14 protein-coding genes are annotated in these 13,420 nt (G+C 47.7%); 8 read left to right on the forward strand and 6 right to left on the reverse strand.

Going from position 1 to position 13,420, the window contains the following annotated elements:
- Position 1 precedes the first annotated feature (1 nt).
- Complete coding sequence (locus X794_RS05670; protein WP_012984479.1) at positions 2–976, reverse strand: dihydroorotate dehydrogenase; 975 nt, start codon at positions 974–976, stop codon at positions 2–4.
- 295 nt (positions 977–1,271) lie between these two features.
- On the opposite strand from X794_RS05670, the gene X794_RS05675 reads away from it, so the two are divergent.
- The 8 genes from X794_RS05675 (at position 1,272) to X794_RS05710 (ending at position 8,917) form a co-directional block, all read left to right on the forward strand.
- Positions 1,272–1,643 carry a TraR/DksA family transcriptional regulator gene (locus X794_RS05675; RefSeq protein WP_011309731.1) on the forward strand — a complete coding sequence of 124 codons (372 nt, stop codon included), beginning with the start codon at positions 1,272–1,274 and terminating at the stop codon, positions 1,641–1,643.
- Positions 1,644–1,669: 26 nt separating this feature from the next.
- Complete coding sequence (gene lspA, locus X794_RS05680; RefSeq protein ID WP_011309732.1) at positions 1,670–2,152, forward strand: signal peptidase II; 483 nt, start codon at positions 1,670–1,672, stop codon at positions 2,150–2,152.
- Positions 2,139–3,041 (forward strand): RluA family pseudouridine synthase, encoded by a 903-nt coding sequence (locus X794_RS05685; protein ID WP_011309733.1) that lies wholly within the window; start codon positions 2,139–2,141, stop codon positions 3,039–3,041. The genes lspA and X794_RS05685 overlap by 14 nt, the downstream gene beginning before the upstream one ends.
- Positions 3,042–3,140: 99 nt before the next feature.
- Positions 3,141–3,422 carry a winged helix-turn-helix domain-containing protein gene (locus X794_RS05690; protein ID WP_011309734.1) on the forward strand — a complete coding sequence of 94 codons (282 nt, stop codon included), beginning with the start codon at positions 3,141–3,143 and terminating at the stop codon, positions 3,420–3,422.
- A 27-nt stretch (positions 3,423–3,449) separates the two neighbouring features.
- Positions 3,450–3,860 (forward strand): hypothetical protein, encoded by a 411-nt coding sequence (locus tag X794_RS05695; protein WP_011309735.1) that lies wholly within the window; start codon positions 3,450–3,452, stop codon positions 3,858–3,860.
- Between the two features lie 140 nt (positions 3,861–4,000).
- Positions 4,001–4,591 carry a methyltransferase family protein gene (locus X794_RS05700; RefSeq protein WP_011309736.1) on the forward strand — a complete coding sequence of 197 codons (591 nt, stop codon included), beginning with the start codon at positions 4,001–4,003 and terminating at the stop codon, positions 4,589–4,591.
- A complete protein-coding gene (locus X794_RS05705; protein ID WP_011309737.1) occupies positions 4,588–6,219 on the forward strand; it encodes a GH3 family domain-containing protein in 1,632 nt (543 codons plus the stop codon). Before X794_RS05700 ends, X794_RS05705 begins: the two co-directional genes overlap by 4 nt.
- A gap of 172 nt (positions 6,220–6,391) precedes the next feature.
- Positions 6,392–8,917: a diguanylate cyclase gene (locus tag X794_RS05710; RefSeq protein WP_041344574.1), complete on the forward strand. Its 2,526-nt coding sequence runs from the start codon at positions 6,392–6,394 to the stop codon at positions 8,915–8,917.
- Between the two features lie 42 nt (positions 8,918–8,959).
- On the opposite strand, the gene nadC is transcribed toward X794_RS05710, so the two are convergent.
- From nadC to X794_RS05735, 5 genes are all read right to left on the reverse strand, one after another.
- Positions 8,960–9,820, reverse strand: a complete 861-nt coding sequence (nadC, locus tag X794_RS05715; protein WP_011309740.1) for a carboxylating nicotinate-nucleotide diphosphorylase — start codon at positions 9,818–9,820, stop codon at positions 8,960–8,962.
- 1 nt (position 9,821) lies between these two features.
- Positions 9,822–11,369, reverse strand: coding sequence for an L-aspartate oxidase (nadB, locus tag X794_RS05720; protein WP_012984482.1), 1,548 nt, complete (start codon positions 11,367–11,369; stop codon positions 9,822–9,824).
- Between the two features lie 21 nt (positions 11,370–11,390).
- Positions 11,391–11,669 carry a preprotein translocase subunit YajC gene (gene yajC / locus X794_RS05725; RefSeq protein ID WP_011309742.1) on the reverse strand — a complete coding sequence of 93 codons (279 nt, stop codon included), beginning with the start codon at positions 11,667–11,669 and terminating at the stop codon, positions 11,391–11,393.
- A 10-nt stretch (positions 11,670–11,679) separates the two neighbouring features.
- Positions 11,680–12,936 carry a tRNA (N6-isopentenyl adenosine(37)-C2)-methylthiotransferase MiaB gene (gene miaB, locus X794_RS05730; RefSeq protein ID WP_011309743.1) on the reverse strand — a complete coding sequence of 419 codons (1,257 nt, stop codon included), beginning with the start codon at positions 12,934–12,936 and terminating at the stop codon, positions 11,680–11,682.
- A gap of 96 nt (positions 12,937–13,032) precedes the next feature.
- A complete protein-coding gene (locus tag X794_RS05735; RefSeq protein WP_012034140.1) occupies positions 13,033–13,377 on the reverse strand; it encodes a hypothetical protein in 345 nt (114 codons plus the stop codon).
- Between the last annotated feature and the right edge of the window lie 43 nt (positions 13,378–13,420).

Here is a 13,420-nt window from a genome sequence, read left to right on the forward strand (position 1 = left end):
ACTAGCCTCTGGCTACCCCTACTATTTCCCTTATGCTCTTTAACCCCTCAGCTTTGGCATAGGCTTCCAGCCCTTCAAGTATATCCATGGGGGCGCGCGGGTTGACCAAATTGGCAGTGCCTATCTGAATTGCAGTTGCCCCGGCCATCAGGAACTCCAGAGCATCTTCAGCATTCATAATGCCTCCCCCCCCGATAACCGGTACGTTTACCGCACCCGCTACCTGATATACCATGCTGATAGCCACCGGTTTTATAGCCGGGCCTGAGAGCCCTCCGGTATGGTTACCCAACACGGGACGCCGTTTTTTGATATCTATGCGCATACCCCGAAGGGTGTTTATAAGTGAAATCGCATCTGCCCCGGCATCTGCCACCGCCTTAGCCAGTTCGGTAATGCTGCTGGTATTGGGGGTAAGTTTTACGATAAGAGGCAGGGTAGTAGCATTCCTGACTACGTCAGTCACTCTGGCGGCAGATTCGGGAGAAGAGCCAAACTCTATACAGCCGCACTTTACATTGGGACAGCTGATATTTACCTCTATACCGCTTACCCCGGGCACTTTGTCCAAACGGCGGGCAAGTTCGGCATAGTCTTCTATACTCTCGGCGGCAATGTTTACTATCACAGGCACATCCCAGGTATACCACTGGGGTGCTTTGTCACGGATAACCGCCTCTACCCCCATATTTTGCAGTCCTATAGAATTCAGCATGCCGTTAGGGGTTTCGGCTATGCGCGGCTGGGGGTTTCCCTCCCGCGGTTTCAGGGTGGTAGCCTTGCAGACAATGGCACCCAGACGGTTGCGGTCAAACAGGTGGGGGTATTCGTCACCATAGCCGAAAGTTCCGGAAGCCGCCATAACAGGGTTTGAAAGCCTGAGCTGGCGGGGATTGTAAGGGGCGATGTCTACATTTAAATTAAGTTCAGCCATACGCCCAAGATTATAAGGCTTGGAGACGGCAGAACACAACATCTCCTTCAAAGCTATGCACTAATATTTTATCTTGCTTATTTGGGTTTTATAGACTACACTGAAACCATGAAGCGAAACACCTCCTGTTTTGGCTTTGTTGTTATTAGGGGATATAAAAAATCCCGCTTGGGTAGTTTGTTTTTTACGCATAGCGGAGAGGCCGGGCAGATTTCAGGCGGGCTTCTTCCCGAATGCTAAGTTAAAAACCGGATTTAAGTTTCTCATTCGGAATTTTCGGCAAACCGGCACATTACCGAAGCATACCCGAAGTTATCATAGCAACCAGGAGGACCCGATGGTGGCAAAGAAAAATAGTGGATTAAGCCCGATATATCGTTCACGCCTGGAGGCTGACCTTAAAAGGCTGACTGACCAGATTGAACAAATGCGTGCTTTACGTGTATCCGAAGACCGGCGTGAAGGAAGCCCTTTTGGCAAACGTGAAGAAGAGGCAACCGAAACAGCCGACCTTGAAAATGGGCTGGCTATGGAAAAGAAACTGCTTGACCAGATTGCCGAAACTGAGTATGCCCTGGATAAATATACCCGGGGTATTTACGGCTTGTGCGAAATGTGCAAAGAGCCGATAGACCCTGCCAGACTTGAGGCTTTGCCACAGGCCAGACTGTGTATGCAGTGCAAGTCCAAATCAGCTAAGTCTTACTAAATCAGGTTTAAAAGGGTTGGGGGTTAATGACCAGGGGATTAGTATTTTTTGTCAGCACCGCTTGCGGCATTTTGGCTGACCAGTTAAGCAAATTTATTATCACCGCTAACCTTGCCACAGGCACATCCATACCGGAAAGCGGTTTTTTTCAGATTGTCCACGTACACAATACCGGTGCGGCTTTCAGTATCTTTCGGGGACATATAGAGTGGCTTATTGCCGCCAGCGTTCTGGGAGTAATACTGGCAATGACCGCCTTTTTTATAAGGAAAAAGCTGCCGTTTTTAGACACCCGCCCCGGTTTGATAGCCTTGGGGGTGATTCTGGCTGGTACAGTGGGCAACCTGATTGACCGGGTGCGGCTGGGCTATGTTACTGACTTCATACGGGTGGGAGACTTCCCTACTTTCAATATTGCTGATTCATGCCTGACAGTAGGTGTTATCGGTCTGCTACTTTTGTACATTGTCTCATCCCATGTATCCGGAGATACCAGTGAAAACGTTTAAACTGGTAGCCGAAACTGCCGGCGAAAGACTGGATAAATATATTACCCAAAAGGAATCAGGGCTTTCCCGCAGTTTTATTCAGGAACTGGTGAGTTCAGGTCATATACTGGTAAACAACCAGTCTGCCAAACCCAGCCTGAGGCTTAAAACCGGCGATACAATAACTATAGAAATCCCTCCCGAAACCCCCTCTGAACTTAAAGCCGAAGATATACCGCTGGAAATAATCTTTCAGGATAAAGACCTGTTGCTTATAAACAAGCCTCCCGGACTTACCGTACATCCTGCCCCCGGTCACCCTGACCACACACTGGTAAACGGGGTATTGGCACTGGAACCTGAAATGGAAGATTTTGATGACCCTCTTCGCCCCGGAATAGTCCACCGTCTGGATAAAGATACCTCCGGACTGCTGCTGGTAGCTAAAAACCGTCAGGCACTGGCCAACCTGTCTGCCCAGTTTAAAGAACGGACCATACGCAAGTACTATCTGGCACTGGTAAAAGGTGAACTGCGGCCTGCCGAAGGGTTTATTGAAGCCCCTCTGGGGCGTGACCCCCAAAACCGCCAGAAAATTGCAGTGGTGTCTGACGGGAGGCATGCCCGTACCGGGTATAAAGTACTGCGGTATATTCAGGGATACAGCCTGCTTGAAGTCAAACTTGAAACCGGCCGTACCCACCAGATACGTGTCCATTTTGCCGCCATAGGCCACCCGGTGGCAGGTGATGCAGTTTACGGCCAAAAGGAATCCTGGGTAAAACGGCAGTTCCTTCATGCGCACCGCCTTAGCTTTGCCCTGCCTTCAAACGGGCAGGTAGTGGAGTTCACCTCCCCTCTTCCGCCGGATCTGGAAGAAGCCCTGAAAATACTGGAAACCCCCTCCTGAAATATTTTTTAAAAAATTTAAAACTGGGGGGTTATATTCGGCTTGCATGGCATAGTATAATAGTAACTCCATAGTAGATAGTAATGGGTCAAAAGGGTTATGAGATTAGACCGCAGACGTTCTAGTATAGAGATTATCGCTGACATGCTCAGGCTGGGTGAAGCCGGCAAGACTGAGATCATGTATAGCGTCAATATGTCTTATTTCCAGCTTCAGAAATATTTGAACTTTATGCTGGAGAGGGAGCTTATTGACCGTGTACAGCTTGGCAACCCCTCTGTTACCTATAGAGTAACCGCCAAGGGGCTTGAACTTTTGCGCAGTATTGATAATATATTAGACACACTGGACCTTAAAGATAATGAACAGGACGAAGCCTAACTTACTGGGGCAGTAAAAGGAGATACCATGTCTGACAAACGAATGCTGATTGTACCGGCGGAGCTGGTAAGGCGGATTGACGAAAACCGCGGCGATCTTAGCCAAGCGGATTTTCTGAATTACCTTATTGACTCTCAGCTTGGCGGTGAAAGCCGCAAGGAAAACGGAATCTCCAACCAGGAGTTTGAGGCCCTGAAGCAGGATGTAAAGAAACTGCTTGAAAAATCCAACAAGTCTGCCAGCAGAGAAGAATTGGTCTCCTTCCAGGAAGATACCAAGAAGCTCCTTAAGAGTTTCGTAGATTTCTTTGTAGGCTACGGGTTGGAACTGGGCAAAGGATCTTCTGCCATGAGCGACCTTGAAGCCCTTAGCAAACTGGGTAGCACCGGCAGCAAAGATGAAACCCCCGGCGGCGAAGTAAAACTTAAGTGGAAATAATCTAAAACAGGTTTTTAAAAGCTTTTTTTAAGCCCTCTTCATACGAAGAGGGCTTTTATTTTTTCTCCTCAGCTTTAATAGAACATTGTTCTAGTATTCAAAACCTTCCAAGGGTATTTTCTGTCTGCCATATTTAGAACATGTTTTATGTATTTATTGGCGCAGTCGGTTTTTCTCTGGTCCACATCTTTGATTTTGTGGCTCTGAAAAGGTTGCCACTCCTCAAACCCGTACTCTGGCTGTCAGGCTCTGCCCTGCTCCTTTATTCGGGTTTCATGGTCTGCTTCAATGGCGATTCATTAGCTCTGCCCGTCTGGCTCAGTGCCGCCGGCTGGGTGGTATTTGCCATCGGCATATATTTTTTCCTTTATTCCCTCTTTATCAACCTGCCTTTCGGTAAAACTTATGTTAAAACCGGAGTAGGAGACAAACTGGTTACCAGCGGGTTTTATGCCCTGGTGCGCCACCCCGGCGTACCCTGGTTTGTACTAGCTATGGCAGGTATGACACTGGGCGCAGGTACTTACTTCGCCCTGTGGGCAGCCATTATCTGGAGTCTCCTGGATATAGCACTGGTATACATCCAAGACCGCTGGGTATTTGGCAGGATGTTTCCGGGTTATACCCAATACCAAAAAACTACCCCCATGCTGGTACCAAACCGCAAAAGCATTGCGGCTTATATAAAACAGCGTAATTTTTCAAATACTATAAAAGGAGTAGCCAAATGACTCAGCTTGGTGAACTATTTGCACAGGGTAAACTTGAGGAAATCTGGGACCGTTGCTGTGGTTTTATAGACCTTAGCCTTGAAGATTTTATGAAGATACAGGAAAGACTCCTTCAGGAGCAGCTGGAGCTTCTCAAAAAATGTGAACTAGGCAAGCATATCTTCAATGGGGCTGTACCCACCAATTCAGAGGAACTGAGGCGGAGTGTACCCCTGACTACCTATGCAGACTATGCCCCTTTCCTGACAAAAAGACGCATGGACATACTTCCCAAAAGACCTATCCTCTGGCAATATACCTCCGGTAAAAACGGCGAATACGCCCACCGCTGGGCACCGGTAACTGCCCGACAGATGGACGAAGTAGAGTCACTGGTATGGGCAATGGCTCTCTTCAGCAGCTGCAATAAACGCAAGGACATAAATATCCGCCCCAATGATGCAGTGCTTTACGGCATGGCACCCCCGCCCTACGCCACCGGCACTATTGCCCGCTGTTTCCCCCACGAAAAGTTTAACTTCCTGCCCAAGGTGGAAGAAGCCGAAAGAATTCCTTTTGAAGACCGTATAAAGAAAGGTTTTCAGCTGGCTCTTTCTGAAGGGCTGGATTACAGTCTGGCTATGTCCAGTGTAACTGTGGCCATGGGCAACCGCTTCAGCCAGAGCAGCGGTAAAATGAGTATGAAATTCCTTCTGTCCAACCCTAAAGCCCTGTTGCGGCTGGCAAAAGGTAAAATCAAAGCCAAACTGGCCGGACGCCCCATGCTCCCTAAAGACCTCTGGAAGGTAAAGGGAATTATGACCTACGGTATTGACGGCAGTGTTTACCGTGAGAAAATAAAGGAACAGTGGGGACGGTATCCGCTGGATTTCCACGGTTGTACCGAGGCCTTTTTAATAGCTACCCAAACCTGGGATTATTCCAGTATGACCTTTGTTCCCTATATGCAGTTCTTTGAGTTTATACCTGAAGAAGAGGCTATAAAGAGTTGGCGTGATACCAGCTACCAGCCCAAGACCCTGCTGATGAATGAATTGAAACCCGGCAACTACGAAGTGGTTATAACCAGCTTCCATGGCGGCCCATTCATCCGCTACCGGTTAGGACATCTGGTGCAGATAACATCTTTGCGTAACGAAGCTTTAAATATAGATATCCCCCAGATGATTTACCTGACCAGAGTAGATGACCAGATTGATATCGCCGGTTTTACCCGCCTGTCGGAAAAAGGCATCTGGCAGGCAGTGGAAAACAGCCATATAGAATATGTGGATTGGATGGCCTGCAAGGAACGGGTAAACAATACACCCCGCCTGCACTTGTATATTGAACCCAAAGACAACACTACTCAGGACAAGGAACAGGCAATAGCATCTATCCACGAAGAACTGAAAAAAGTACACCCCGGTTATGCAGACTTGGAGTCGTTTATAGGTTTGATGCCGCTGGATGTTACCTTCCTGCCCAAAGGCTCTTTCAAACTGTATAAAATACGCCAGCAGAATGCAGGGGCAGATTTGGGCAACTTGAAGCCACCCCATTTGAATCCTTCCGCCGAGGATTTGGAATTTATGCTGCATACCACCACCAGAGTGACTGTGAAACAGGAAGAACCTGTAAGAGTCTAAAACAAAAAACCACCAGTGTCAGCCAAAAAGGGGCGGTGCTCAAAGCTACCGCCCCTTGGTTTTACCAGTTGTCCGTATTTGACAACAACCAGCTTGTACTTCATAATGGCTCAATACAAGCTTGATTTTTAACTATTCACCCGGATATAACGGGTAATAAAGAGGCATTTTCGTGACTATCTGGGCTCTGGTACCGCTTGTAACCAGTATTGCATATTTAGTGCTGCTGGCGGTTGTTCTGCTTTCAAAACGGCAGTCTATCACCAGAGTTTTTTCCGTGTTTTTAGGTGCCGCTGCTTTCTGGAGTTTCACCTCTTTCATGCTCCATATTGATGCCCCGCCGGAGCAAACCCTGATCCGGCACAACCTGCTGAATATTGCCCTGTTTGCCACCATGCTTATGTACTACCAGTTTATCCGCGCCTATACCAACCGCAGAGGCAAACTTTTTCTGATAATAGGTTACATGGCACTGGCGCTGGATATTTTCCTTAACCTGACCGGACAGCTGGTCACATCCGCCTACATAGAGGACAATGTTGTTTACCACACAATAACTCCCGTGTTTTATTCTGTTTTTATATTTGCGTTATCATTCATCGGGGTAATTATTTACCACCTAGTCCAGAAATATCGCCAATCTACAGACCCAGCTGAACGCAACCGCACACTGTATTTGGTACTGGGATGGGTAATAGTAGTCCTTTCAAGCTATACCAATCTTAGCGACAACCCCCGTATCTACGGCCTTCCCCTTGACCATGTGGGCAACTTTATAAATGCGGGGATTATCGTTTACGCTATCACCCAGTACCGTTTGATTGATATCAAACTGATAGCCCGCAAAACCCTTACTTACGTCCTTCTATTCTTCTCCATGATAACTGTATATGCAGGAGCTATATTTATAGCTACGCGGATATTCCCTGCCGAAGAAATGTCTACTATCATCCTTATGGCAACCCTGATTGTACTGATACTGGCCATGACAGCCCGCCCGTTGAGAACATTTATTGAAAAGCGCATAGACCGTCTGTTTTACCAGGAAACCTATGAATCCCGTCTGTCCCTCATGGGCTTTTCCCGCAAGATGGGCAATATACTTAATCTGGAGGAACTGGCCAAATCGCTGTTACCTGATCTGGCTAAGTCTTTAAATATAAATAAAGCTGCGCTGCTTTTCCCTGATGTTGCCAGCGGCGAATTCTCTATGGAGTACATCTACCCCGCAGATGACCACCTTAAAACCCAGTTCAAATTGGCGGCGGACAACCCCGTTATTTCCTGGCTGGATAAAAATAACGCCCAGCTTTATCTGAATAAACTGGACAATCTGCCTGAACTGAAAGGCTTATGGCAGATAGAAAAAGAGCAACTCCAAAAATCAGAGATGGGGTTGTTGTATCCCATTAAAAGCCGCGACAAACTTATAGGCATTATCGGGCTGGGAAACAAGAAGCGGGGGGGTATATATTCTACCGAGGATTTGGATATGCTGATAAGTGTGGCTAATCAGGCTGGTGTTATTATAGAAAATGCCCAGCTCTACACTCAGGCCACTATCCGAGCCAATACCGATGAACTTACCCGCCTGTATAATCACCGCCACTTCCATGAGCGCATAGAACAGGAAATAGCCCGCGGTTCACGCTTCGGCAATACCTTTTCCCTGATACTGCTGGACCTTGACCTGTTTAAGGTCTACAACGACGTATACGGCCATCTGGCCGGTGACCAACTGCTACGCAGACTGGGTAAAATACTGGAAAACTCCATCCGCTCTATCGACATGGCTTTCCGCTATGGCGGTGAGGAATTTGCCATAATGCTACCCGGCACCAAGATTGAAGACGCTTACCATGTAGCTGAACGTATCCGAAAGAATATTGAGTCTAAATCTTCCTTCCGTGACATGCCGATAACTGCTTCTCTGGGTCTGGCTAACTGGCCGACTGACGGGGTAATGAAAGAGGAGATTATAGCCAAGGCTGATGCCGCCCTGTACCGTTCAAAGGAAACCGGACGAAACCGCACCAGCCTGCCTGCTGACCTGAATAATAACTCCACCCAGATAATCAGCTCTGAATTGGAAGCCCGCCCCAAAGCCATGTCCATTATCTATGCTCTGGCGGCCACGGTTAACGCCAAAGATCACTATACTTACGGGCATTCCCGCAAGGTTAGTGAATATGCGGTGGCTCTGGCAGAGATATTGAAGCTCTCTGAGGAAAAAGTGGAAACTATACGGGCAGCCGGACTATTGCACGATATCGGCAAGATAGGCGTACCTGACCATATCCTGACAAAACCCTCCGCTCTGGACGATGAAGAATGGGAACCTATCAAGACCCACCCGGAACTGGGAGTGGAGATATTAAAACGTATCATGGATCTGGTTAACTGCCTTCCGGCTATACTCCATCACCATGAACACTTTGACGGCAGCGGGTATCCTTTTGGACTGAAGGGTGAAAACATACCTCTGGAAGCCAGAATACTCAGCATAGCAGATGCCTATGATGCGGTTACTTCACCCCGCCCCTATCGCACCCAGCTTCACACTGAGCAAGCGGTAGCCGAACTGAAACGTTGTGCCGGCTCCCAGTTTGACCCTGAGCTGGTAGATATCTTCTGCCATGTTATTAAGCCTGAAGATTCCCCGCAGCTAAAAGCCTCACCTGAAACCGGCACTGAATAAACTCCGTGCTGATTATTCTTTTTTAAGAGTTACTTTAACCGGCTATTCCTGTGCCTGCTGCTGAACGGGAAACTCCAAACTGAAGTCCAGCGCCGGAGCCGAATGAGTCAAAGCCCCCACTGAAATAACATCAACCCCGGTCATGGCCACTTCACGGACATTATCCAGATTGATATTGCCGGAAGCCTCTATCTTTATGGTCTCCGGTATAATATCAACTGCCTTTTTCATATCGGCAATGCTCATATTATCCAGTAAAATGGAATTGGGCGCAGCCTCTATGGCTTGTGCTACCTGTTCCAGAGTATTTACTTCTATAGTTACCGGCAGTTTGCTCTTGTTGGTTTTAGCCTTCTCAATGGCTTCTTTTACACCTATGCCTTTGGCAGACAAAGCCATCAGGTGGTTATCCTTTATAAGTATCCCGCAAGCCAGATCAGGTCTGTTGCTTTTGCCGCCTGCGGCATATACAGCATATTTTTCCAGTATCCGCATACCGGGTATGGTTTTACGGGTATCTGCCAGAGAAACATTCAATCCATCTACTTTGGAAATATACTTGGCCGTAAGAGATGCAATGCCGCTTAAGTGGGTTATGAAATTCAGGGCGGTACGTTCACACTTGAGTATGTTTATCACCCTGCCGTTAAGCACCATGATAACATCTCCGGTTTTTACCCTCTTGCCGTCTTCTATCAGTATTTCCACTTCCATGGTAGGGTCATGCTTTACAAATACTATCTTGGCTACTTCAGCTCCAGCCAGTACCCCATCCTGCTTGGCAACTATAATAGCCCGTCCTGCCAAAGAAGACGGGATAAGTGTTTCAGTAGTAACATCACCCCGGGCAAAATCTTCGTTACAGGCATTGTCGATAATTTTCTCAATTTGAGACTGGGACATGTTAATCCTCCTTAATAAAGACTATATGTTTTTCCCATTCGGGCTGGTGGTCAGGAAAATCAGTACGGTAATGTGCCCCGCGGCTTTCCTGCCTGAGCAGGGCTGATTCTACCATAAGCCTTCCGGCCAAAATAAGGTTTGCAAGTTCAATCCCTTTGCGGTTGGAAACGTCACCCAGACTGTATTGCCAGCCTGAGAGTATCTCCTGAGCTTTCACCAAACCGCCATAGCTTCTTATTATACCAGAGTCTTCCCAGAGAAGCTTCTGGAGAGCGGGTATTGAAGGCTCGGGTAAATCACGCACGTATTTGCCCCATCCCAGCAATCTTTTAGTCAGTTGGGGCAGCGGAGCAAGCATTTCAGGCTGGTTTTCACCGGCAGTGTATTCTATAATCCGCCTACCGAATACCAACACCTCTAAAAGCGAATTTGAAGCCAGACGGTTCGCCCCGTGAACACCGGTACAGGCTACTTCGCCGCAGGCAAAAAGCCCCTTGATATTGGTTTCTCCCCAGCTGTCTACTTTTATCCCGCCTATCATATAATGGGCCGCCGGAGAAACAGGTATGGCCTCACGGGTAATATCCAGTCCGTGATCCAGACAAAAACGGTATATCTGAGGAAAGCGGCTGCTTACTTTGTGGGGAGGCAAATGGGTAACATCCAGATAAACATGGTCAGCACCGGTTTTAAGCATCTCAAGGTGAATACTGCGAGCTACCACGTCTCTTGGGGCAAGTTCGGCCTGAGGGGAATATTCGAGCATAAAGCGTTTGCCCTCTATATTCCGCAAAATACCGCCTTCTCCCCGAACTGCCTCTGAAATAAGAAAAGGGGCAACCCCCGGCAGGTGAATAGCGGTAGGATGGAATTGGTAAAACTCCATATCTTTTATCTCAGCCCCAGCCCTGAAAGCCAGAGCTACCCCATCAGCAGTGGCAACCTCCGGGTTAGTGGTAAAACTGAAAAGCTGACCAGCTCCGCCGGTTGCCAGTATCACAAAACGGCACAGGTAGTTCTGGATGGCACCGGTATTTGTATCCAGAGTTGCCACACCCTTGATCTGGCCGTTTTCTATAATCAGCTCTTTGGCCAGAGTATCTTCCAGAACCTCAATCTCGGTAGTCCGTACCCAGTTGTTCAGGGTGATTTCAATGTGTTTGCCGGTGGCATCCCCCCCGGCATGAAGTATACGGGGACGACTGTGAGCAGCCTCTAAGGTAAGAGCTATTTCACCGTTTACACTGTCAAAAGGCACTCCCAGATAAACAAGCTCGGCAATACGCTGTGGAGCTTCGTCTGCCAGCAAACGCACCATCTCACGGTCACATAAACCGTCTCCGGCTATCAGGGTATCTTCAAAATGCAAACGGGGAGAATCATCCGGGCCAATGGCGGCGGCTATGCCTCCCTGAGCATGGCGGGTATTGCAATCCTGTATCTTGCCTTTGGTAACCAGCAAAACACTTCCCCGGCCACGCGCCAGTAAAGCAGTATACAAACCGGCAATACCGCTGCCCACAATTATATAGTCGTACCTGGAGTTCAAAATATGCCCGTCCTGGGGATTTTACTTTTTATCTTCGGGGGATTTTTTAAAACCGATAGCACCTCTGGAAACCTTAAGCAGAGTGCCTGACTCTACTTTGATAACTACGCTGTCTTCAGCTACAGATTCTATCACCCCGTGAATACCGCCTATAGTAATAACGCCGTCACCCTTGGCAATTGATGACATAAGATTGGCATGATCCTTTTGACGCTGGCGTTGCGGCCTGATGATAAGAAAGTAGAACATACCAAAGAAAAGAGCCAGTAAAACAAACATCGTGATAGTCTGCTGATCCATTTTTTCTCCTTTAACTTTCCAGGATATTTACCAGCTTTGCCTGCAAAGACCATGGGCTGGTTTTAAATATCTTAACCTTTACCAGACATCCTTCAAGCGGTAAATCGCTCTCCAGAAATACCAGTTTACCACCTAAAGTGCGTCCCTGCCACTTATTCTTTTGCAACCCTTCCACAAGCACCTCGGCAAATGTGTCCATGAGAGCGGCGTTTGCCTTGCCTACTGTTTCTTTCTGCAGGTCTTCTATAAGCTTCAGGCGGCGTTTTTTCTCTATAACGGGGACATCATCTGCCATGTCACGGGCAGCCACAGTCTGGGGGCGGGGTGAATAAGCGGCCACATGTATGGCATCATAACCTATATCGGCCATCAGTTTGTAGCTTTGATTAAACTGTTCTTCGTTTTCAGACGGAAAGCCTACTATCAAATCTGTCTGGAGGCTGATATCCGGCATGGCGGTTTTTATACGTTCCACCAGCTCACGGTATTGCTGATTGGTATATCCCCGCCGCATAGAGGCCAAAATGGTATCATCACCAGACTGCACCGGCAAGCTGAGCGAGCGGCAGACCTTAGGCAAGTGTGCCATGGCATCTATAAGCTTCTGGCTGATATCCTTGGGATGGCTGGTTAAAAAACGTATCCGTAACAGCCCCGTAATGTCATGAAGTGCCGAAAGCAAATCTGCCAGACAGGGCTTTTCAGGCAGGTCATGCCCGTAGGAATCTACATTTTGCCCCAGCAGTACCACTTCACGGCTGCCCCGCCTGACCAGTTCAGCCACTTCACAGCCTATTTCAGCTATACTTCGGCTTTTTTCCCGTCCGCGGCGGTAAGGCACAACACAGTAGGTACAGAAATTGTTACAGCCCTGCATAATGGTCACATTGGCACTTACAGGCGGCCTAAGCGGCAGAATAAACCCTTCCGGAATTTCGCGCCAATCCGGCATACTGCCCGGACCAAAAATATAATCTACGAATGGAAATTTTTTCTTTATGAGGGAAATATCTTGCCCAACCAAACAGCCGGTCAGGGCTATTTTGAGTTTAGGATTTTTATTCTTCAAACTGCGTAAAAGATGCAAGCGGTTAACCACTTTGTTTTCAGCATGTTCACGGACAACACAGCTGTTTACCAGTACCAGTTCGGCATCTTCAGCTTTATCGGCTAAAGAGTAACCCCACAGTTCAAAAAGCCTACCCAACCGGTCTGATTCGGCTTGATTCATCTGGCAGCCAATAGTCCAGAGGTAATAACCGGGCATAAGCAAAATCTCTCCGTATCCAGACTAAACTGAATATAGATTATACCCTAATACGAAGAAATATCATAAATACCAAAGAGGTATTCCAGTTTCAGTTCAAATACGGTTGCGATAAGCCACAATCAGGCTGCTGGCAAAAACGAGTATTCCCAGACCCCAAAAAAACGGGCTGAAAGCCAAACCTACTACTGAAAAGATATACCCCGTAAAAAACAGGGTAGAGCCCACTGCCGCTCTGGCATTCAGTTTGTCTTTAAGAACCAGAAAAAAACTTGCACCCATCACCAATCCGGTTATCAGGTACTCCACCCCTACCAGTGTATCCGCATCTACAAACAGCTTGAAAATAGCCATAAACATAAACAGGGCAAAGGCTACCCCCAGCAGAACAAGCCATACTTTGAAAAATTTTTGGTCCAGAGTACTGTTTCCTTCAGTCATATACATTCTCCTTATTCACCATTACAGGCAAGCACCTTATGCC

It is taken from the genome of Dehalococcoides mccartyi CG5 (assembly GCF_000830885.1).
GTDB classification, from domain to species: Bacteria; Chloroflexota; Dehalococcoidia; order Dehalococcoidales; family Dehalococcoidaceae; genus Dehalococcoides; species Dehalococcoides mccartyi_B.